The organism is Silicimonas algicola (genome assembly GCF_003970735.1).
Lineage (GTDB): Bacteria > Pseudomonadota > Alphaproteobacteria > Rhodobacterales > Rhodobacteraceae > Silicimonas > Silicimonas algicola.
The window spans coordinates 1,318,642-1,338,097 of record NZ_CP034588.1 but is presented as its reverse complement, the minus strand read 5'-3'; the positions used below and the strand labels follow the sequence as shown (position 1 = coordinate 1,338,097).

The 19,456-nt window shown below is 65.5% G+C and carries 23 protein-coding genes; 11 read left to right on the top strand and 12 right to left on the bottom strand.

Annotated elements, in window-relative coordinates:
• Positions 1–25: 25 nt before the first annotated feature.
• Positions 26–271, bottom strand: coding sequence for a hypothetical protein (locus EF888_RS06715; RefSeq protein ID WP_109760233.1), 246 nt, complete (start codon positions 269–271; stop codon positions 26–28).
• 163 nt (positions 272–434) lie between these two features.
• Between EF888_RS06715 and EF888_RS06710 the strand changes: the two genes are divergently transcribed.
• Genes EF888_RS06710 through EF888_RS06695 form a run of 4 tightly spaced genes read left to right on the top strand, consistent with a single transcriptional unit; the run spans position 435 to position 4,657 of the window.
• The gene (locus EF888_RS06710; RefSeq protein WP_109760313.1) at positions 435–776 is read left to right on the top strand and encodes an ArsR/SmtB family transcription factor; all 342 of its coding nucleotides are present in this window, start codon (positions 435–437) and stop codon (positions 774–776) included.
• Positions 773–1,243: an SRPBCC family protein gene (locus EF888_RS06705; protein ID WP_109760234.1), complete on the top strand. Its 471-nt coding sequence runs from the start codon at positions 773–775 to the stop codon at positions 1,241–1,243. The genes EF888_RS06710 and EF888_RS06705 overlap by 4 nt, the downstream gene beginning before the upstream one ends.
• 52 nt (positions 1,244–1,295) lie before the next feature.
• Positions 1,296–3,914 (top strand): aminopeptidase N, encoded by a 2,619-nt coding sequence (gene pepN / locus EF888_RS06700; protein WP_109760235.1) that lies wholly within the window; start codon positions 1,296–1,298, stop codon positions 3,912–3,914.
• Positions 3,911–4,657: an SDR family oxidoreductase gene (locus tag EF888_RS06695; protein ID WP_109760236.1), complete on the top strand. Its 747-nt coding sequence runs from the start codon at positions 3,911–3,913 to the stop codon at positions 4,655–4,657. The genes pepN and EF888_RS06695 overlap by 4 nt, the downstream gene beginning before the upstream one ends.
• 3 nt (positions 4,658–4,660) lie before the next feature.
• Here the strand turns inward: EF888_RS06695 and EF888_RS06690 are convergent, their stop codons facing one another.
• From EF888_RS06690 to EF888_RS06665, 6 genes are all read right to left on the bottom strand, one after another.
• A complete protein-coding gene (locus tag EF888_RS06690; protein WP_109760237.1) occupies positions 4,661–5,176 on the bottom strand; it encodes a hypothetical protein in 516 nt (171 codons plus the stop codon).
• Between the two features lie 13 nt (positions 5,177–5,189).
• Entirely contained in the window at positions 5,190–6,416 is a 1,227-nt protein-coding gene (locus EF888_RS06685; protein ID WP_109760238.1) for a hypothetical protein, read from the bottom strand.
• 89 nt (positions 6,417–6,505) lie between these two features.
• On the bottom strand, positions 6,506–7,372 hold the full coding sequence (locus EF888_RS06680) for a 1-acyl-sn-glycerol-3-phosphate acyltransferase (RefSeq protein WP_109760239.1): 867 nt from the start codon (positions 7,370–7,372) through the stop codon (positions 6,506–6,508).
• 234 nt (positions 7,373–7,606) lie between these two features.
• Complete coding sequence (locus EF888_RS06675; RefSeq protein ID WP_241239823.1) at positions 7,607–8,314, bottom strand: transglycosylase SLT domain-containing protein; 708 nt, start codon at positions 8,312–8,314, stop codon at positions 7,607–7,609.
• Positions 8,311–8,886: a transglycosylase SLT domain-containing protein gene (locus EF888_RS06670; protein ID WP_164721786.1), complete on the bottom strand. Its 576-nt coding sequence runs from the start codon at positions 8,884–8,886 to the stop codon at positions 8,311–8,313. Before EF888_RS06670 ends, EF888_RS06675 begins: the two co-directional genes overlap by 4 nt.
• 108 nt (positions 8,887–8,994) lie before the next feature.
• Positions 8,995–9,555 (bottom strand): type 1 glutamine amidotransferase domain-containing protein, encoded by a 561-nt coding sequence (locus EF888_RS06665; RefSeq protein WP_109760241.1) that lies wholly within the window; start codon positions 9,553–9,555, stop codon positions 8,995–8,997.
• Between the two features lie 128 nt (positions 9,556–9,683).
• Between EF888_RS06665 and gatB the strand changes: the two genes are divergently transcribed.
• Positions 9,684–11,195: an Asp-tRNA(Asn)/Glu-tRNA(Gln) amidotransferase subunit GatB gene (gatB, locus tag EF888_RS06660; RefSeq protein WP_109760242.1), complete on the top strand. Its 1,512-nt coding sequence runs from the start codon at positions 9,684–9,686 to the stop codon at positions 11,193–11,195.
• A gap of 27 nt (positions 11,196–11,222) precedes the next feature.
• On the opposite strand, the gene EF888_RS06655 is transcribed toward gatB, so the two are convergent.
• A complete protein-coding gene (locus tag EF888_RS06655; protein WP_109760243.1) occupies positions 11,223–11,780 on the bottom strand; it encodes a hypothetical protein in 558 nt (185 codons plus the stop codon).
• A 232-nt stretch (positions 11,781–12,012) separates the two neighbouring features.
• On the opposite strand from EF888_RS06655, the gene EF888_RS06650 reads away from it, so the two are divergent.
• Positions 12,013–12,408 (top strand): DUF4177 domain-containing protein, encoded by a 396-nt coding sequence (locus tag EF888_RS06650; protein WP_109760244.1) that lies wholly within the window; start codon positions 12,013–12,015, stop codon positions 12,406–12,408.
• On the opposite strand, the gene EF888_RS06645 is transcribed toward EF888_RS06650, so the two are convergent.
• Positions 12,405–12,662 (bottom strand): BolA family protein, encoded by a 258-nt coding sequence (locus tag EF888_RS06645; protein WP_109760245.1) that lies wholly within the window; start codon positions 12,660–12,662, stop codon positions 12,405–12,407. The genes EF888_RS06650 and EF888_RS06645 overlap by 4 nt on opposite strands.
• Before the next feature lie 75 nt (positions 12,663–12,737).
• Here EF888_RS06645 and EF888_RS06640 point away from each other — a divergent pair, with 75 nt between their 5' ends.
• The gene (locus EF888_RS06640) at positions 12,738–13,370 is read left to right on the top strand and encodes a DnaJ domain-containing protein (protein WP_109760246.1); all 633 of its coding nucleotides are present in this window, start codon (positions 12,738–12,740) and stop codon (positions 13,368–13,370) included.
• Between the two features lie 191 nt (positions 13,371–13,561).
• Here the strand turns inward: EF888_RS06640 and msrB are convergent, their stop codons facing one another.
• On the bottom strand, positions 13,562–14,032 hold the full coding sequence (gene msrB / locus EF888_RS06635; RefSeq protein WP_109760247.1) for a peptide-methionine (R)-S-oxide reductase MsrB: 471 nt from the start codon (positions 14,030–14,032) through the stop codon (positions 13,562–13,564).
• A gap of 319 nt (positions 14,033–14,351) precedes the next feature.
• On the opposite strand from msrB, the gene cobS reads away from it, so the two are divergent.
• The gene (gene cobS, locus EF888_RS06630; protein ID WP_109760248.1) at positions 14,352–15,335 is read left to right on the top strand and encodes a cobaltochelatase subunit CobS; all 984 of its coding nucleotides are present in this window, start codon (positions 14,352–14,354) and stop codon (positions 15,333–15,335) included.
• Between the two features lie 127 nt (positions 15,336–15,462).
• Positions 15,463–15,843 (top strand): hypothetical protein, encoded by a 381-nt coding sequence (locus tag EF888_RS06625; RefSeq protein WP_109760249.1) that lies wholly within the window; start codon positions 15,463–15,465, stop codon positions 15,841–15,843.
• Between the two features lie 4 nt (positions 15,844–15,847).
• Here the strand turns inward: EF888_RS06625 and EF888_RS06620 are convergent, their stop codons facing one another.
• Positions 15,848–16,453: an NADPH-dependent FMN reductase gene (locus tag EF888_RS06620; protein WP_109760250.1), complete on the bottom strand. Its 606-nt coding sequence runs from the start codon at positions 16,451–16,453 to the stop codon at positions 15,848–15,850.
• A gap of 19 nt (positions 16,454–16,472) precedes the next feature.
• Here EF888_RS06620 and EF888_RS06615 point away from each other — a divergent pair, with 19 nt between their 5' ends.
• Positions 16,473–16,937 carry a winged helix-turn-helix transcriptional regulator gene (locus tag EF888_RS06615; RefSeq protein WP_338143064.1) on the top strand — a complete coding sequence of 155 codons (465 nt, stop codon included), beginning with the start codon at positions 16,473–16,475 and terminating at the stop codon, positions 16,935–16,937.
• Positions 16,938–16,983: 46 nt separating this feature from the next.
• Entirely contained in the window at positions 16,984–18,861 is a 1,878-nt protein-coding gene (gene cobT, locus EF888_RS06610) for a cobaltochelatase subunit CobT (protein ID WP_109760252.1), read from the top strand.
• A 20-nt stretch (positions 18,862–18,881) separates the two neighbouring features.
• Here the strand turns inward: cobT and EF888_RS06605 are convergent, their stop codons facing one another.
• The gene (locus EF888_RS06605) at positions 18,882–19,349 is read right to left on the bottom strand and encodes a hypothetical protein (protein WP_126918524.1); all 468 of its coding nucleotides are present in this window, start codon (positions 19,347–19,349) and stop codon (positions 18,882–18,884) included.
• Positions 19,350–19,456 lie beyond the last annotated feature (107 nt).

Genomic DNA, 19,456 nt, shown 5'->3' with positions numbered 1-19,456 from the left:
CCATTGTTTTCCGGTTGGTCTGACGTCAGTTTCCGGTCACGGCGGGAAGGCCATCAGCGACCGGTTCAGTCTCTTCGACAACGACGCCGGGCGCCACCTGCTCGGTGTCGGTCACGACGCTGTCCTCTCCGGGAGTGTTGCCGTCAGCAGCCTCCCAGGAAAGCCAGATGAACAGTGCAACGGCGGCGAAACCTACAGCCAGCGCCATGCCCACGAGAGGGGTGCGGTGGCGCCGGGCCTGGCGATCGACATTGGTATCGGGTGCGGACATGGAAAGCGCTCCTCTCAATTTGCGGGAATCGGGATTTGGGGACTCAACGCCTGCCGAGGCGCTTCGTTCCGTGAAGACACTTAGGGTGCGGCCTAAGTTTTCGCTTGCGGCTACCCCACCCCGGAGATAACAGTTAGGCAACGCCCTAACTATCGTGCTCGTCATGGACCTTTCGCCCGTACGCCTCGACGCCCTCTTTCAGGCCTTGGGAGATCCGACCCGGCGCGCCCTGATCCACAGGCTGGCGGCGGGTCCGGCGACGGTGTCTGACCTCGCCCGCCCCTTCGACATGACGCTGCCTTCCTTCCTCCTCCACATCCGGAAGCTGGAAGCCTCGGGCCTCGTCTTGACCTCGAAAGACGGTCGCACGCGCACCGTCACCCTCGTCCCCGGCGCCTTCACCCCCGTCCGCACCTGGCTCGACGACCAGCGCGACCTGTGGGAGGCCCGCCTCGACCGCCTCGAGACATTCGTCACCGACACACCGAAAGGACCCCGGACATGAACGTCCAGACCCCCGCCGCGCAACGCACCATGAGGATCGAGCGCGTGATCGACGCGCCCGTCGACCGCATCTGGGCCGCCTGGACCAACGCGGACAGCCTGCCCCAGTGGTGGGGACCGGACGGATTTTCGTGCCGGACCGACCGCATCGACCTGCGGGAAGGCGGAGAATGGGTCTTCGACATGATCGGTCCCGACGGCACCGTCTATCCGAACTGGCACCTGTACACGCGGATGACCCCGAACGAGCGCATCGAGTACACGCTCCACTGGGGGAAGGACGGCCCCAAGCACGCCGACAGCGTCGTGACCTTCGAGGACCAGGGCGGGCGCACGCACGTTCTGATGGAGATGACCTTCGTCACGCAGGAGGAGCACGACAATGCCAAGGGCTTCGGGGCGGTCGAGCTTGGGCTCCAGACCCTGGGCAAGCTGGCCCGCGCGGTCGGAGCCGACCGAGCGGCTTGAGGCCACCCCCGGCCCGTCCTAGGCTCCGGCGCGAACAACGCCGGAGCTTCCCTTGAAAGACGCCACCCCCCAGACCGTCCGCAGCGACCCTGTCCGCCTCGCCCAGTACGAGGCGCCGAACTGGCTGGTCGAGGACGTCCATCTGACCTTTCGCCTGCACCCCACGGCCACCCGCGTCACGTCCCGCATCCGCTTTCGCCCGAACCCCGACAGCGCGGACCGCGGCTTTCGGCTGGACGGCGAGGATCTGAAGCTCCTGTCAGCCAGCATCGACGGTCGCGCGGTCGAGCCGCGCATCGACGCGGAAGGCCTGAGCGTCGACGCGCCGAACGACGCCTTCATCTGGGAGTGCGAGGTCGAGATCGACCCGAAGGCCAACACGCGGCTCGAGGGGCTTTACATGTCGAAGGGCATGTACTGCACGCAGTGCGAGGCCGAGGGGTTTCGCCGGATCACCTTCTACCCCGACCGCCCTGACGTCATGGCTCCCTTCACTGTGCGGATCGAGAGCGATCAGCCCGTGATGCTGTCGAACGGCAATCCGACCGCCTCGGGCGATGGCTGGGCCGAATGGCACGACCCCTGGCCCAAGCCTGCCTACCTCTTCGCCCTCGTCGCCGGAGAGTTGCGCGCGACATCGACGACGCACCGCACCTCCGAAGGCCGCGACGCCACGCTGAACGTCTGGGTCCGGCCCGGCGACGAGGATCGCACCGGCTATGCCCTCGATGCCCTGAAACGGTCGATGGAATGGGACGAGCGGGTCTATGGCCGCGCCTACGACCTCGAGGTCTTCAACCTCGTGGCCGTCGACGACTTCAACATGGGCGCGATGGAGAACAAGGGGCTGAACATCTTCAACTCCAAGTACGTCCTTGCCTCGCCCGAAACCGCGACCGACCGCGACTACGAACTGATCGAGGGGATCGTCGCGCACGAGTATTTCCACAACTGGACCGGCAACCGCATCACCTGCCGCGACTGGTTTCAGCTCTGCCTCAAGGAAGGGCTGACCGTCTTCCGCGACAAGCAGTTCTCGGGCGACGTGCGGGGACACGCGGTCAAGCGGATCGATGACGTCCTGATGCTGCGCGCCCGCCAGTTCCGCGAGGATGCGGGGCCGCTGGCGCATCCGGTACGGCCCGAGGAATACGTCGAGATCAACAACTTCTACACTGCCACGGTCTACGAGAAGGGCGCCGAGGTCATCGGGATGCTGCGCACCCTTGCCGGGCCAGAGGCCTACGACCGGGCGCTGACGCTCTACTTCGACCGCCACGACGGTGACGCGGCGACCATCGAGGATTTCTTCGCCTGCTTCCAGGAAGTGACAGGCAATGCGCTGACCGGATTCGAGCGGTGGTGGAGCCAGGCCGGCACGCCGCGCGTCACCGCCGTCACGCACTGGTCCGGCGATGTCCTGACGCTGACGCTGCGCCAGTCGACACCCGCGACGCCCGGTCAGCCGCAGAAGGGGCCAGTGTGGATCCCGCTCGCCACTGGCGTGCTGTCGCCTGACGGCAAGGAAGTCGCACCCACGCAGGTTCTGACCCTCAAAACCTCGGAAGCCACATTCAGGCTGGAGGGCGGGATCTGGCGGCCCTCCGACGGACCGGCTGCCGACCCCCTCCCCGCCAGCGTCGAGCCAGCGCCGATCCTTTCGCTCAATCGGGGCTTTTCGGCCCCGGTGATCCTCGATCGCAAGGTGACTGACGCGGAACGGCTGATCCTTCTTGCCCACGACACCGACCCCTTCAACCGGTGGGAGGCCGGACGACAGGTTGCGAAGGAACAGCTTCTGCGCGCCCTCGACGGTGGAGCCCTCGACCCGGCGTGGTTCGACGCGCTTGGCCGCCTCGTTTCCGACGACAGCCTCGAGCCCGCGTTCCGGGCGCTCGCGCTTGGGCTGCCATCCGAGGACGACATCGCGCAATCCCTGCACGACGCGGGGCGGACGCCCGATCCCGCCCGGATCCACGCCATTCGCGAGGACGTGCTGCAAGGCCTCGCCGAAGCGCAGGCGCCGCTTTTTCGGGCGCTCGTCGACGCACTGGTCACCCACGGCCCCTACAGCCCGGACGCCGAGGCGGCAGGACGGCGGGCGCTCCGGCTTCGCGCGCTCGACATGCTGTCACGTCTCGACGGCGGAGACGCAGCCGCAGAGGTCTTCGCCACCGCCGACAACATGACCGAAAGCCTGTCCGCGCTTGCCATCCTGATCCGACGCGGAACGGGCGAGGCGGAAAGCGGGACCTTCTTCACCCGGTGGTACGATGACCCGAACACGCTCGACAAATGGTTCTCGACCGTGATCGGGAACGCGGCCCCGGACGAGGCTGTGGCCGTCGCGCGCAGGCTGACCGCCCTGCCCGAGTTCGATCCGAAGACGCCGAACCGGTTCCGCTCGGCCGTGGGCGCCCTGTCGGCCAACACGGCCGCCTTTCACCATGCGTCTGGCGAGGGGTACCGCTTCCTCGCCGACTGGCTGATCGTGCTCGACCCGATCAACCCGCAGACCGCCGCACGGATGACCACCGCCTTCGAGACATGGAGGCGCTATGACGGAGACCGACAAGGCATGATGACCGACCAGCTTCGCCGGATCCTCGCGACGGGCCCCAGCCGCGACGTGACCGAAATCGCCACGCGCCTTCTTGGAGACGCCGCATGACCCGCGCCGTCCTCGTCACGGGCGCCTCGGGCGGGATCGGTGCGGCGACCGCGCGTCTTGCGGCGCGCGACGGCTGGGATGTCGGGATCGGCTGGAACAGCGACCATGAGGGAGCGGAACGCACGAAGGCCGAAGTGGAAGCCCTTGGTCGAAAAGCCGTTCTTCTTCAGGGCGACCTGTCGGACCCGGAGGCCATCGCGCGCGTCTTCGGGGCGTGCGACGCGGCGTTTCCGCGCCTCGACGCGCTCGTGAACAACGCCGGCGTGGTCGACAGGCCGATACGGGTCGATCAGGTGGACCTGGCGCGCCTGCGCCGGATGTTCGACATCAACACCATCGGCCCGATCCTCTGCTCGCGAGAGGCGGTCCTGCGGATGAGCACGCGCCACGGCGGAGCGGGCGGCGTGATCGTCAACGTCTCGTCCGTCGCGGCGCGTATTGGCTCGGCGAACGAGTATGTCGACTACGCCGCCGCGAAGGCCGCTATCGACACCTTCTCGAAGGGCCTTGCCGACGAAGTCGCGCGCGAGGGCATTCGGGTCGTGGCGCTTCGCCCCGGTCTCACCGACACCGCGATCCATGGCAAGGGCGGCCAGCCCGGGCGGGCCGAGCGTCTGGCCGACCGCGTGCCCATGGGCCGGGTTGGCACGCCCGAGGACATCGCCGAGGGCATCGTATGGCTGATCTCGGACGCGGCGCGCTATGTCACCGGCACGACGCTCGATATTTCAGGCGGCCGCTAGGGCCTACTTTCGGAAAATGCGCCGGATTTCCTCGATGGCCTCGCGCTGCTTCTCGGTCAGGGGATCGGCGGACACCGCCTTCAGCATCTCAAGAAGCGGGCCCATGTCGCCCTTCGTCAGCTTGCAGAGCTGGCGCGAGGCGCGGGTGATGGCGGGTTCGGGACCGTTGCACTGGGTCATCAGCCAGCGTCCGAGGATCATCAGTTCCTCGGCCTCGGGCAATCCGACCTCGAGCTCGCTCTGGATCGACCGCACAAGCGCCTGACGCCGCTCCTCAGTCGGAAGGCCGTGGAGTTCCATGAAGGCGGTGGCGACGGTCACGGCGGCGGTGTTCGGGTCCTCGATAGCCTCGACCGGGTGCTGCGCCTTGTTGCGGCGGAAACCCAGCCGGCGCGCGGCAGCCCGGACGTCGTCTGCCACGCCCATGAGTTCGTGGGTCATCTCGGCGGCGTTCCGGGCGCGGTTCACGAAGATATAGACCCCGGCCAAAAGGGCGAGAACGGCGGCGATGATGTGCATGGACTGCCTCTCGTCAGGCGGCGCGCGACATGACGGCGTCGCGCAGCGGCGCTGTGGCGTAGTCGTCCTCGTCCGTCACGATGTCGGCACTACCCGAGACAAGCGCCTGAACCTCGGCCAGAGGCAGGGACCACAGGCGGGGATAGATGACCTCGAGCTGGCTCTGGACGATCATGCAGAACATGTCGCGCATCGCGAGCGAGCCCTCGCCGCTGTTCATCTCGACGGCAAGGACGTTGGCGGCCTGATTGACCTCGGCCTGGCTCGCCGACATCGACGCGAGGTCGAGAACGGCCGAGGCGAAGAGGTCGTCGTCCATCATGGACCGCGCGCCGTCGCGACGGGACAGAAGCGGCAGGAAGAAAAGGGCGTAACCGCCGAAGCCGAGCGACCCTTCGGTGCGGGCAAGCGCCTTGTCCGCCTCGGCCATGATGGACGCGTCGTCCACCAGCATATCGTCGGCGAGGAAGTCGGCATGACGTTCGTAGATCAGCGGGTTCGACGGATCGAGGTCGATCCAGTCCTCGAAGAGCTGCTGAAGCCGGTGTGCGCCGCCCGGTGACCCGAGGGCCTGGAGATAATGCGCCTCGGCCAGAAGGGGTGACATGTAGGCCAGCGGGTCGAAGTCCGAGAGGATTTCGCCTGCCTGCACGAAGTGCTTCGCCATACGGCGCCAGAGGTCGCGGTGAAGCTCCTCGGGCCAGGTTTCGGCGCGGCAGGCTTCTCCGATCATAAGGTGCGCGCGTGCGGCCAGAAGGGCCAGCACGTGGCAGTCGGCCGACCTTCGGTGAGTGTCGAGGAAGTGGCCAAGCTCGTCTTCAGCCGCTTTGAGGTCTGCAAGAGCGGTCCGCGGCATCTCGTCGATGAGGCCTTTCAGGCCGGACAGCGCAGTCTTTACACCGACGTCGTGAAACCTCAGACCGCCCGGGGTGGATTCCAGCGTCCGCTCCCATTCCGCGATCTGATCGCCGAGTTGCGTCCACTCGTCGGACATCATCAGGTCGGCCGTCAGCCGTGCGACGCCCCGCCTTTCAAGCAGGTCCGGATCGTTCTCTTCAACGGGATAGCGCCCATTCAGAGCCCGGCTTTCGGCGGCGGCGGCGCGTTCCAGCCTGCCCTCACGGAGAATCGCGCGCGTCCGGGCGCGCGACCGCAGGACCGACCACACCGCGACCGCGGCGGCGACCAAAGCTGCCAGGGCCAGCAGCATCTGGACGGAAAACGCTTGCAAGGACGGCATGGGCCTCTCCGATTGGTATCGGGACCCTGACCAGCCAATTCGTCAACTTTATGGCGATTGTTGGAGGAAATGCGCCTAATTGCTGGCCCTTAGACGGACCTGACCCAGAGAGGACGCCGCGAATTCTGGATCAGGGACACCGTGGGAGCGTGACGCCCACCAAGCGCCAGCGTGGCAGTCTTCAAGACCTCGATCGCCTCTTCTGACTTCTCCGGCAAAGCCGAGGGGCTGATGGGTTCGCCGAAGGTCAGCCGGTAGGGCTGGCGATCCTTGTTCAGCGTCTCGTGGAACAGCGTGATGTCCCTGAGCGTGGGATGGATCAGGTCGAAGAGGTAGAACAACGCGGAATTGCGCGCCCTTATGTTCAGGGGGATCACGGGCAGATCGTACTTGCGCGCGATCATGGCGGCCGAGGGCATCCAGGGTCGTTCGTGCAGCTTCAGACCGCGGCGCTTCGCAAGACGGCCCGACGGGAAGATAACTCCCAGGCGCCCAGCCTCGAACGCTCTCCGGGTGTATTCCATCGTCTCGCGCGTTCGGGCGCGGGTGCGCTTTTCCAGCCTCCATTCGACAGGCGCGATCATGCTTTCGAATTGCGGAAGGATCCGCAGGATGTCCGAGTTGGCATAGACGAACATGTCAGGCCGGATCGAGTGAAGCGCATGGAACAGCATGACGCCGTCCGCGATCCCCGTCGGGTGGTTCGCGACGATGATCGCGCCGCCCTGGCGCGGAACGTTCTCGAGCCCCTTCACCGTGACGTCTTTCGCCAGAAGCGATGCCACATGCGTCATGATCCGCTCGGTCGGCCAGTCCTGCACGACCTCGCCCACGGCGACGGTGCGGTCGTAGCCCAGAACGGACATCAGCGCCCGTCGTGCCAGCCGTCCGTGGACGGTGTCGCGATAGAGCCAGGGCGCGCGCTCTTCGATCAGGGGGTTCAGTCGATTTTTCATGGCAGGCTTAGATCCGACAGGTGCAACACTTCCGTGACGGGAACGACGACGAAACGGTCGGGTGGGGACACAGGTGTCCTCGCACTCATCTCGCCAAGGCTTGTGCAACAGCCCATCGCAGCCCCCTGACCCCTATCTAGCACTGCCCTCGCCGCCCGGCGAGATCTTAGCCTGTTCCTCCCGCAAAGTCCCGTGAAAACAGGCGGTTCGCCGCCAACTTGTCGCGGGACGGCGTCAGGGTCTTTCCTTTGGGCGCACCTCGGCCAGTGACCTGCAATAGGTCTGAGACCGCGTGTAGCGCTGCATGTCCGAGCGCATCCAGTCCGTGCGGATCGGGCCCCAGTCGGCGGCGACGCCTTTCCAGCGGCTCGCTTCGACCGCGATGGCGCGGTCGCGGGGAACGGTCACCGACATGATGCGGATGGCGCAATTCAGGTTCGACGGACCGTGCTTCAGACCTTCGCCGGACTGGACGCGGCATTTCCGAAACTCGGCCGTCTGCGGATAAATCTGAAGCAGGCCATACCACAGCCCGCCCCCGCCCACGGCGCGCGGATCCCATGTGCTTTCATAGCGTGCGAGCGTCGACAGAAGGGCGGCCCAGAAGGCGGCGCGATCCTCGCGATCGTTCTCGGCATAGGCGGGGCACCAGTCCTCGATGTCCTGCGGGACGACGTCCAGCAACTCCTCGCCATGGGTTTCGACCGCCGAAAGCACGACGCGGGTCCAGAGATCACCGTCGCTGCGGTTCTCCCATCTCGCCCGCGGCAGATCATTGTCCCGCGGCGCCGGCCGGGCCACGTCGGGCACGACAGCGGGCGCTAGGGCAGCCGCCTGCGTCATCGGAGGGGTCATGTAAGGCGAGGGCCGCATCTCGGCCTGCGCCCAGGCACCGCTGGCGCACACCGCGAGCGCGGCGGCGGCTGCGGCGAGGCGTTTCATCCGTGACACCACGGCTGCGACCGGGTCGCGGCCTGGATGTCGGCTCGCTTGGAGGCGGTGCGGAACGGTCCCCAGTCGGCGGCGACGCCGCGCATTCCGGCCGAGATCACGCCATCACGCGGCACGGTCACGGCCATGATGCGGATGCCGCAGGACAGGTTGGCTCCGCCATCCTTCAATGCCCCAGCCGAAGCCGCGCGGCAGCCGTAACCCTGCGCGGTCTGCGGCGAAATCTGGAGAAGGCCAAGCCATGCTCCGCCACCGCCCGCGGCCTCGGGCCGCCAGGTGCTTTCATGCTTGGCGAGGGCCGAAAGGAACGTGACCCAGAAGGCCTTGCGGCCTTCGCGGTCCAGATGCCTGTATTGAGGGCAGTAGGTGTCGATGTCACCCGGCACGGTGTCGACGAGAGAGGTCCCGTATCCATCGAGCGCATCCATCGCCGACTTGGTCCAGGCCCCGGCTTCCGGCCGCCCGTCCCAGAGCGAGCCTGGCAAGGGTGCGATCTGTGCTGCCTCGGGGGCTCGGCCGCATGACGACAAGGCCATTCCGAGAACGACTGCGAAAACTGCGATCCGACGCATGTGCCGACTGTCCCTGACATCGCCCCGGCGGGGAACGAAGCATGGAAAAGCCCCCGGGGCCAAGCCCCGGAGGCCATTGTTTCCAGTGCATAGGCGGGTTTATGCCGCTTCGCGGGCGTGCGTTCCCTCTTCGATCTCTTCGATGATCTTCGCAACGAAGGCGTCGAGGTCGCCGGGGTTACGGCTCGTCACGATGCCGTTGTCGGCGACGACAGCGCTGTCTTCCCATTCGGCCCCGGCGTTGATCATGTCGGTCTTGATCGACTTGTAGGAGGTCATCTTGCGGCCTTCCACGACGCCGATCTCGGCCAGGAGCCACGGCGCGTGGCAAATTGCGGCGACGGTCTTGCCGCCATCATAGAACGACTTGATGAACTCGAGCGCCTCTTCCTCGACGCGCAGAAGGTCGGGGTTCATCTGTCCACCCGGCAGGACGAGGGCATCGTAATCCGAAGCCAGCGCCTGACGGATCGGCTTGTCGACCGCGACGCTGCGGCCCCAGTCTTTCTGGTCCCAGCCCTTGATGTCCTCGCCGTCGGGCGAAATGACATGCACTTCCGCGCCTGCGTCCTTCAGCTTCTGCAGGGGGACTTCCAACTCGGATTGCTCGAACCCGTGGGTGGAAAGAATGGCGATCTTTGCTTCCGAAACCTTCGGCATGGTGGACTCCTTGTGGTGAATTGCGTTGGTTCACCCGGTCAACGGACGTCTCGCGCAGGGGTTCCCCCTTGAAGCGGACCCCCACCCCGTCCTAGAACCCGCCCGTTCCGCGTGATGGAGGAAGACCCATGCTCGACCTGACCTACGAGGCTCCGAAGCCAAGGGTGATCGCAGGCGCCACGGGTGACTGGGAACTGGTGATCGGCCTCGAAGTCCACGCGCAGGTCGCCTCGAAGGCGAAGCTCTTTTCGGGCGCGTCGACGCAATTCGGCGCGGAGCCGAACTCGAACGTGGCTTTCGTCGATGCCGCGATGCCCGGAATGCTTCCCGTCATCAACGAGGGCTGCGTGGCGCTGGCCGTGAAGATGGGGCTGGGGCTGAAGGCGAAGATCAACCTCACCTCGGCCTTCGACCGCAAGAACTACTTCTACCCGGACCTGCCGCAGGGCTACCAGATCAGCCAGCTTTACCACCCCATCGTGGGCGAGGGAGAGGTCATCGTCGACATGGCCCCCGGCGTCGCGCGCCGCGTGCGGATCGAGCGCATCCACCTCGAGCAGGACGCGGGCAAGTCGATCCACGACATGGATCCGCACATGTCCTTCGTCGACCTGAACCGCACCGGCGTGGCCCTGATGGAGATCGTCAGCCGACCCGACATCCGCGGGCCGGAAGAGGCGGCGGCCTATGTCGTCAAGCTGCGCCAGATCCTGCGCTATCTCGGGACATGCGACGGGAACATGCAGAACGGCAACCTGCGCGCCGACGTGAACGTCTCGGTATGCCGGCCCGGAGATTACGAGAAGTACCAGGCGACACAGGACTTCTCGCACCTCGGCACGCGCTGCGAGATCAAGAACATGAACTCGATGCGCTTCATTCAGCAGGCCATCGAGTACGAGGCGCGCCGCCAGATCGCGCTTCTGGAAGACGGCAAGTCCGTCATCCAGGAAACGCGTCTCTACGACCCCGACAAGGGCGAGACGCGGTCGATGCGGTCGAAGGAAGAGGCGCACGACTACCGCTATTTCCCTTGCCCGGACCTCCTCCCGCTCGAGATCGAGCAGGCCTGGGTCGACGAAATCGCCGCCTCGCTGCCTGAACTGCCCGACGCGAAGAAGGTCCGCTTCGTGACGGACTTCGGCATGACCGAATACGACGCGAGCGTCCTGACCGCCGATGTCGAAAGTGCCGCGTACTTCGAAGAGGTCGCGCGGGGCCGCGACGGCAAGGCAGCGGCGAACTGGGTCATCAACGAACTCTTCGGCCGGCTGAAGAAGGAAGGCCACGAGATCGGCGAAAGTCCGATGACGGCCCGGCAACTGGGCGGCATCCTGGATCTGATCGCTTCCGACGCAATTTCCGGCAAGATCGCCAAGGAGCTGTTCGAGATCGTGTACACGGAAGGGGGCGATCCGGCCGCCATCGTCGAGGCGCGCGGCATGACCCAGGTTACCGACACGGGCGCCATCGAGGCGGCAGTCGACGAGGTGATCGCGGCGAACCCCGCGCAGGTGGAGAAGGCCAAGGCCAATCCCAAGCTTGCAGGCTGGTTCGTGGGCCAGGTGATGAAGGCGACGGGCGGCAAGGCAAACCCCGCCGCCGTCAATCAGATCGTCGCAGCGCGGCTGGGGCTCTAGGCCCCGGCGGCGCCGAAGGTCTCTGCCCTATTCCGGGTCGAAGCCCGACCAGTCGCCTTGGGCGCCGTGCGTGGACCGGTACTCCATCACCTGCTCGCGAAACTCCTTGGGCTGCTCGGACAGGTTGCCGCGCGTCACGCCGAGCTGCTCGAGCCGTTCCCATTTCGCGACGCTGGTGGTCTCGTCCGGGGGCGTAGGCTTCGGGCCGGGATTCGGGTTCGGACCCGAGTCGTTGTCGTCCCGGGAGACCGTCCGCTGCCCGCGCGGGCTGTCGCTTTCGGCCGGTGCCGGGCGGAACAGACCGCTGAGGAAGCCGGCGATGCCGCCATTCGTGATACGTTCGGGCGCCACGGCGCTTCGGGCGACGCCGGACGGGCCGCAATCCATCTGGGCGTAAAGGTCCTCGGGAACGCTGGCGTCCAGCCTCTCGCAATAGACCTGGCTTCCCTGCGCCGATTGCTGCCCCACGTTCGCGTCCGAGACGCCGGCCGCGCCGTACCCCCCCGCGAGGAGCGGGAGCGGCGCGATCGTGAGGGCGACCGCCGTAATGATTGTTGTCGAAGAATTATGGAATGCCTGCTTCATGATGACCTCGAATCTTGAAGATGCTGCTCGTTCTTTTGCGATCTACTTAATGAATTCTTGCTGAAGGTGCGATCCGAAGTCGTGCGGCTGACGCTGCGATAGGCGGGTTTTGACCGGCGGACCTGTGGATAATTCGCCCTTTGGCACGGCGTCGCATCGCGCGCCCGGCCTCCTGCTCTTCCGTCGCGCGCCTGCCTTTGGTAAACAACGCCTCGATCAACGAGAGGCCTCCATGCGCAAGTTCGAATACAAGGCCGTTCCCGCCCCGGCCACCGGCACGAAGGCGCGCGGGCTGAAAACCACCGAGGAGCGGTTCGCCCTCTCGCTTTCGACGCTTCTCAACGAGATGGCGGACGAAGGCTGGGAATACGTCCGCGCCGAGACCCTTCCGTGCGACGAGCGCAAGGGGCTGACCGGCACGCAGACGACGTATCAGAACGTCCTCGTCTTCAAGCGCTTCCTGACCGAGGCCATGGCTCTCACCGACGCGCGCGCGTCAGTGTCGGCTGCGCCCGAGCCCGAGCTTGCGCATCATGCGTCCGAGCCGGTCGTGCCGCGCCGGGTGACGACGTCCCCGCCTCAGCCGGGAATCGTCCCCAGTCTCGGGGCCGCCCGCCGCTCGGACTAGGGGCCGACGGTCAGACGAAGAGCGTGGATGCGGGTCAGAAGCTCCCGCCCGAGAGCCTCGTGGATGGCACGGTGCCGCTCGATCCGCGACAGCCCCTGGAAGGCCGGGCCCTGGATGCGGACGTGAAAATGCGTCTCGCCGCCTTCTTTCCAGCCGGAGTGACCGCGGTGCTGCTCGCTTTCGTCCTCTACCTCAAGGAGCATTGGCGCGAATGCGCCGTCCAGCCTCGTACGGATTTCCTCTATCACGCTCATTTTTCCCGAATACCCCTTCAAACCGCTGACGGCGTAGCTAAACTCTTTGGTCCGAGTCGGAAAGGCAGGTGACAGATGACGGATGACCCGTTCGGTTTCGATCTCCGGGTATCGGCTGACAAGAAAAAGCGCTCCCGCGGGCGGCGCGGCATGTCCGGTGCCTTCGAAACCTCGACCCGTGTCTGCGAGCACGCCGGATGTCAGGAGACGGGGCAATATCGGGCGCCGAAGTCTCCCGACGACCTCGACGAGTATTTCTGGTTCTGCAAGGACCACGTCCGCGAGTACAATCTGAAATGGAACTTCTTCCACGGCCAGACCGAGGAAGAGTTTTCGGCGCAGGTCGACAGCGATCGCGTCTGGGGCCGCGAGACCAAGCCTTTCGGCAAGAAGGGCGACGAGCAACGGGCCTGGTCCCGTCTCGGGATCGACGACCCGCACCAGATCCTCGGTGAGAACGCCACTCGAAATCCGGGCAAGTCGATCAGCGGAAGCACTCGAAAGCTGCCGCCGACCGAGCGCCGCGCGCTCGACATCCTCGACGCGAAGGATCATTGGACGAAGGCCGAAATCCGAAAGTGCTACAAGGGGTTGATAAAGGTTCTTCACCCCGACATGAACGGCGGCGACCGCGGGCACGAGGATCAACTGGCCGAGGTCGTGTGGGCCTGGGACCAGATCAAGGAAAGCCGGAACTTCGAGTCCTGAAGCAGGGCCGCCCCCGGTGAGAGGACCGGAGGCGGGCTGGGAGATGCTCGACGGGACGCTTGTCGTACGCCTCAGAGGGACATCCTCTGTGTCGCACCACAGGGTGGTCTTTGCGTGGCGGATGCGGACAGCGTTCGTGCAGAGTGTCGTCGGGGCGTGCAGCGTTCAGCGCCAGATGCGCAGACGAAATGTCAGGCGGCCTGGAACACCAGGCTCACGCCGTTCAGGCAATGCCGCTTTCCGGTCGGCGCCGGTCCGTCGTCGAAGATATGGCCGAAGTGGCTGCCGCACCTGCGGCAATGCACCTCAGTCCGCCGACCGAAGAGCGAGCGGTCGTCCTTGGTGCGCACGGCGTCGGGCAGGGATTGCCAGAAAGAGGGCCAACCCGTGCCGGAATCGAACTTGTGCTTCGACGAGTAGACCGGAAGCTCGCATCCCCGGCAGAGGTATGTCCCGTCGGCGTAATTCTTGTCGAGCGGGCTAGACCCGGCACGCTCGGTCCCTTCGTCGCGCATGACGTCGTACTGCGCTGGCGTCAGCATGGCCCGCCACTCGGCCTCTGACCGCGAGACCTCGAAGGTCTGGGAGAAGGCAGGACGCCCGATGACGGCGGCGACCGCCGATCCGGCAATTGCGGTGGACAGGAATGCACGTCGGTTCATGGTATCCTCACTGAATAATCGTTGCCCTATATATACGCAGTGGCTCGCACACGACGAAGTCACGTTCCCGCGTCGGATTGTTACGAAGCCGCACATGGAAACGCCCCGCCCTTGCAGGCGGGGACGCCCCACGCACCAGGCAAATCGTTACACGACCAAACGATCCGCATACGGTCGAGGCGAGGTGTCCCAGATTCGGGCGAACAATCGGTTAACCCTGAATAGATGCCGCATTCTGGACCCGACGCCTTGCACCCCCGGGCCAAATCGGGCAGGTGGTGATCGGGCATCCTGCCCGCCGCGAAGCGAAGGGTTTGACATGGACTATCGCCGGATCGACGTCGACGCAAAGCCGACCGAGGAAATCAACGTCCGCGAGGTTTTCGGCATCGATGTCGAGATGAAGGTCAAGGGCTTCTACGAAGCGAACGACCGCGTGCCGCCGATCGATCCGACCTACAAGTTCGACCCCGACACGACGCTCGCGATCCTGGCGGGCTTCCAGTACAACCGCCGCGTCCTGATCCAAGGCTATCACGGCACCGGCAAGTCGACCCATATCGAGCAGGTCGCCGCGCGGCTCAACTGGCCCTGTGTGCGCGTCAACCTCGACAGCCACATCAGCCGGATCGACCTGATCGGCAAGGACCAGATCAAGGTCGACAAGGGCGTGCAGTACACCGAGTTCCAGGAAGGCATCCTGCCTTGGGCACTACGCAATCCCGCGGCCATCGTGTTCGACGAATACGACGCCGGCCGCGCGGATGTCATGTTCGTCATTCAGCGCGTGCTGGAAGTCGATGGCAAGCTGACGCTTCTGGACCAGAACGAGGTCATCGACCCGCATCCATATTTCCGGCTTTTCGCCACGGCGAACACCGTGGGTCTGGGCGACACCACGGGCCTCTACCACGGGACGCAGCAGATCAACCAGGCGCAGATGGACCGGTGGTCGCTGGTCTGCACGCTGAATTATCTCAGTCACGACGCCGAGGCCGCGATCGTCCTATCGAAGGCGCCGCACTACAACACCGAGAAGGGTCGACGTGTCATTGGCCAGATGGTGACGGTGGCCGACCTGACCCGGACCGCCTTCATGAACGGCGACCTCTCGACGGTGATGAGCCCGCGGACCGTGATTTCCTGGGCGCAGAACGCCGAGATTTTCCGCGACGTGGGCTATGCCTTCCGTCTGACGTTCCTGAACAAGTGCGACGAGCTCGAGCGCCAGACCGTGGCCGAGTTCTATCAGCGCTGCTTCGATCAGGAACTGCCGGAAAGTGCTGCGTCTCTCGCGGTCTGAGGCATCACTCTCTTCCCTGAAAGGCATCCTCGCGCACCGAATCCAGGGTGTTGCGGTTTTGCGCGCGCCATGAACTGAACACGATCCGATCAATGGATCGGCAATTTTCACGCCCTATGTTCGATTCATGGGCGCTTTGAGAAAAGCAATCGCGGCGCTTGCAGTCGTCGCCTTTCCGTCCGGTCCCCTCGGGGCCGCGCCCGACATCTTCTGGACCTTTGCAGGCTGCACCGGCCGCCTGTCGGCCTTGATGGAACATCAGTGGCTCATGTCCGATCCCGCCTCCGACCGCACGAAGGCGCAACGTGCGGCGATGATGACGCTCCTCGAAGCCACCACACCTGCAGAGCAGCTGCGTCCGGCCCTGTCGCACCGCATCCAGGCGAAAGAGGCGCAGGCTCGTCTACTGACCCGCGCCACCTTCAACGATGATCCCGACGATGCAGACTGGGCCCTCCGGCGCTCGGAGGCCGAGATCGCCGCCTGCGTGGGCCTTCTGCTCGGCTAGTACCTCAGGCCGCCTCGGCGCGGGCCTCGGCACGCGCGTCAGCGGTGACTTTCGTCCACCACGCCAGGTCGGTCAGCATCGCATCTGTCGAGGGCGCAATCGCCGCCTCGATTTCGCTCATCTCGCCGCCGCCGCCCATGGGGTGGACCTTCAGGAAGCTCTCGCCCTGGATGTGGACACCGAAGCGGATCGGCACCATCTGGAGTTCGATGGCGATGGTGCGGAGGTGCTCGGCCGCGCGTGACGCGCCGGTCATGCCGTAGCCCACGATCGCCATCGGCTTGCGCACCCACTCGACATAGGCCTGGTCGAGCGCGTTCTTCAGGGCGCCCGAGATGGAACGGTTGTATTCGGGCGTGACGAAGACAAAGGCGTCGAACGTCGCGAGCTTCTTCTGCCATGCGACGGCGTTCGGATCCTTCGACGGCGCCCAGAGGTTCGACGTGGCTTCGTCGAAGAACGGCAGGTCGATCTCGGCCAGGTCCAGGACTTCGACGTCCCATGCACCGAAGGCGCGGGCGCGGTCGGCGATCCAGCGTCCGGGCTTCTCGACGAAGCGCGACGACCGGGTAGAGCCGTAGATGACGGCCATGCGGGGTTTCGGGTCCATGTTGGTATCCTTGCGTTGCATGGTGTGGAATGGTTACCATCTGCAATCTGGAACCCACGCGCGCCGACGCAAGAAGGCACGAGGACGAGACAAGGAGACCGCGATGAGACAAGGTCACGCGAACGAAACCTGCCAGACGATCAGCGAACTTCTTAGCCGCGTCGGCGACAAGTGGACGATCCAGATCATCCGCGCCCTCTCAGCGGGGCCCATGCGCTTCAATGCTCTCAGGCGTGAAATCACTGATATCTCGCAAAAGATGCTGGCCAGCACGCTGAGGAACCTCGAACGCGACGGTTTCGTCAGCCGTTCGGTCGAGCCCACCAAACCGCCGAGCGTGACCTACGCCTTGACCGAACTCGGGGAGGACCTCCAGCGCCCGGTGTTCGCCCTCGCACAATGGACCGGCGAGAATGCACAGCGCATCCATGCCGCGCGTGCCGCGTATGACGTGACGCAGGCGGGCGGACGCGACGCCGCCTGACCGACGGATATTGATGCGACCCGGCAAGAGTGATTTACCGCAAGACATGAGCACCCCGAACGACAACCCGGCCGATCCCTTCAAGAAGGCGCTGGCCGAGACCACCAAGACGCTTGCGGACGACCCCGAGTTGAACGTGACGTTCTCGGTCGACCCTCCGGGCATGTCGGCCGAAGGGATGCGGTTGCCGCAGGTCACGCGGCGGATGACGCGGGACGAGGTGCTTCTGGCGCGCGGAACCGCCGACAGCTATGCGCTGCGCCGCAAGTTCCATGACGAGGCGACCGCCAGCCGCTATGCGCCTCAAGGACCCCTCGCCCGCGAGATCTTCGAGGCGATGGAATGGGCCCGCTGCGAAGCCGTGGGCGCCCGCGCGATGCCCGGGACGCAGGGCAACATCGACGCGCGCATCGAGCACGAAGCGAAGCGGAAGGGCTACGACCAGGTCCGCGAGATCAACGAGGCGCCGCTTCCGGTAGCTGCGGGGTATCTTGTCCGTCAACTGGCCAGCGGGCGGCCCCTGCCTCCGTCGGCAGCTCATCTTCTCGACCTCTGGCGCGACAGGATCGAGACGCAGGCCGGAGGCACGCTCGAGTCGCTCAAGGACAAGCTTTCGGACCAAGCCGCCTTTGCGCGCTTCGCCCGCCAGGTCATCACCGATCTCGGCTATGGCGACCAGATCGGCGACGATCCCGACAGCGAGGATGCCGACGAGGAGCAGGACGCCGAGCAGGACAGCGACCAGCAGGACAGCGACCAGAACCAGGACGACAGCCAGGACACGCAGGACGACAGCGACGCGGCCCCCGAGGAGAGTCAGGATCGCGCGGACGACGAAGCGCAGGCACAGGTTTCGATGGACGACCTGTCAGACGCCGAGGGCGGCGACGAGACCGAGATGCCGCAGGGCGAGGCCGAGATCGAGCCGCCGCAGCCGATGCCGGTCAGCGATGCCGACCCGAATTACAAGGTCTTCACTGGCGACTTCGACGAGGAGATCAAGGCCGAGGATCTGGCCGAACCCGAGGAACTGGAGAGGTTGCGCGCCTATCTCGACCAGCAGCTCGACCCCCTGAAGGGGGCGGTCGGGCGGCTGGCGAACAAGCTTCAGCGCCGGTTGCTGGCGCAGCAGAACCGGTCGTGGCTGTTCGACCTCGACGAGGGCATCCTGGACGCCGCGCGTCTGGCGCGGATCGTCGCGAACCCGACCGTGCCGCTGGCCTACAAGATGGAGAAGGACACCGAGTTCCGCGACACCGTCGTGACGCTTCTCCTCGACAACTCGGGCTCGATGCGCGGCCGCCCGATCTCGATCGCCGCGATCTGCGCCGACGTGCTGGCACGGACGCTCGAGCGCTGCAACGTCAAGGTCGAGATCCTGGGCTTCACCACGCGGGCCTGGAAGGGCGGTCTTTCGCGCGAGAAGTGGGTGGCCGAGGGGCGTCCGCAAGTGCCGGGCCGCCTGAACGATCTGCGCCACATCATCTACAAGTCCGCCGACGCGCCCTGGCGGCGGGCCCGGCAGAACCTCGGGCTGATGATGAAGGAAGGCCTTCTGAAGGAAAATATCGACGGTGAAGCGCTGGAGTGGGCGCACCGCCGCCTTGCACCCCGAAACGAGGCGCGAAAGATCCTCATGGTGATCTCGGACGGAGCGCCGGTCGATGATTCATCCTTGTCCGTCAACCCCGCGAACTTCCTCGAGAAACACCTCCGCGACGTGATCGCAATGATCGAAAGGAAGAAGCGGGTCGAGCTTCTGGCCATCGGGATCGGCCACGATGTGGCGCGGTACTACGATCGCGCCGTGACGATCACGGACGTCGACCAGCTTGCCGGCGCCATGACCGAACAGCTTGCGTCGCTCTTCGAAAGCGATCCGCGCGCGCGCAAGCGGCTGAAGCGGTTGCAGAAGGTGTCCTAGGCAACTCCAGCCGGGTCACGTCAATACGGATCGCGCAGCGACAGACCATAGTACCTTCGCCGACGGCGGTTCACGCGGATCGGCAGCAGGTGCTCGGGGTATCCGAACAGAAGCGCCAAGGCCTCGATGCCGACGAGGATGGCGAGGATCTTGGCAAAGCGCCCGATCCAGGACGCGTCGTCCAGCATCTCGTCGCTGCGCATTTCGCCGCTGTCCGGATCATATCGCCCTGGAACGACGTCGCCAACCTTGTGCTTGGCCGGATGAGACCAGATGTTTCCGGCGTAGCTGTCCGACCCGACGCCGTCGAGTGCAAGGACGGGGCGGTAGGTGGTGCGGCCGTCGGCATCCCGTCGCGAGTCGATCTTCAGAACCACGAGCGTGGCAGGATCGGATCTATTGGTGAACTCCTGCGCCCCGCCCGCGAAGATTGCGCCGACGAGCCACAGCAGGATCGCGGCGATGGAGTACTTCAGGCTGGCAAGCATCCCGTTTCGGTCCGGCTCCATAAAGTCCGCGGCCGAGGACAGCACAGAAATGCGGCAAGCTCGTGAACACGGGCGACTTCCCGAGGGCATGGACCACCGCGCGGCCC

Coding starts and splice junctions, on each gene's coding strand:
- EF888_RS06715 (WP_109760233.1), bottom strand. CDS start 271: ATGTCCGCACCCGATACCAATGTCGATCGCCAGGCCCGGCGCCACCGC.
- EF888_RS06710 (WP_109760313.1), top strand. CDS start 435: ATGGACCTTTCGCCCGTACGCCTCGACGCCCTCTTTCAGGCCTTGGGA.
- EF888_RS06705 (WP_109760234.1), top strand. CDS start 773: ATGAACGTCCAGACCCCCGCCGCGCAACGCACCATGAGGATCGAGCGC.
- EF888_RS06695 (WP_109760236.1), top strand. CDS start 3,911: ATGACCCGCGCCGTCCTCGTCACGGGCGCCTCGGGCGGGATCGGTGCG.
- EF888_RS06690 (WP_109760237.1), bottom strand. CDS start 5,176: ATGCACATCATCGCCGCCGTTCTCGCCCTTTTGGCCGGGGTCTATATC.
- EF888_RS06685 (WP_109760238.1), bottom strand. CDS start 6,416: ATGCCGTCCTTGCAAGCGTTTTCCGTCCAGATGCTGCTGGCCCTGGCA.
- EF888_RS06680 (WP_109760239.1), bottom strand. CDS start 7,372: ATGAAAAATCGACTGAACCCCCTGATCGAAGAGCGCGCGCCCTGGCTC.
- EF888_RS06675 (WP_241239823.1), bottom strand. CDS start 8,314: ATGAAACGCCTCGCCGCAGCCGCCGCCGCGCTCGCGGTGTGCGCCAGC.
- EF888_RS06665 (WP_109760241.1), bottom strand. CDS start 9,555: ATGCCGAAGGTTTCGGAAGCAAAGATCGCCATTCTTTCCACCCACGGG.
- gatB (WP_109760242.1), top strand. CDS start 9,684: ATGCTCGACCTGACCTACGAGGCTCCGAAGCCAAGGGTGATCGCAGGC.
- EF888_RS06655 (WP_109760243.1), bottom strand. CDS start 11,780: ATGAAGCAGGCATTCCATAATTCTTCGACAACAATCATTACGGCGGTC.
- EF888_RS06650 (WP_109760244.1), top strand. CDS start 12,013: ATGCGCAAGTTCGAATACAAGGCCGTTCCCGCCCCGGCCACCGGCACG.
- EF888_RS06645 (WP_109760245.1), bottom strand. CDS start 12,662: ATGAGCGTGATAGAGGAAATCCGTACGAGGCTGGACGGCGCATTCGCG.
- EF888_RS06640 (WP_109760246.1), top strand. CDS start 12,738: ATGACGGATGACCCGTTCGGTTTCGATCTCCGGGTATCGGCTGACAAG.
- msrB (WP_109760247.1), bottom strand. CDS start 14,032: ATGAACCGACGTGCATTCCTGTCCACCGCAATTGCCGGATCGGCGGTC.
- cobS (WP_109760248.1), top strand. CDS start 14,352: ATGGACTATCGCCGGATCGACGTCGACGCAAAGCCGACCGAGGAAATC.
- EF888_RS06625 (WP_109760249.1), top strand. CDS start 15,463: ATGGGCGCTTTGAGAAAAGCAATCGCGGCGCTTGCAGTCGTCGCCTTT.
- EF888_RS06620 (WP_109760250.1), bottom strand. CDS start 16,453: ATGGACCCGAAACCCCGCATGGCCGTCATCTACGGCTCTACCCGGTCG.
- EF888_RS06615 (WP_338143064.1), top strand. CDS start 16,473: ATGGTGTGGAATGGTTACCATCTGCAATCTGGAACCCACGCGCGCCGA.
- cobT (WP_109760252.1), top strand. CDS start 16,984: ATGAGCACCCCGAACGACAACCCGGCCGATCCCTTCAAGAAGGCGCTG.
- EF888_RS06605 (WP_126918524.1), bottom strand. CDS start 19,349: ATGCTTGCCAGCCTGAAGTACTCCATCGCCGCGATCCTGCTGTGGCTC.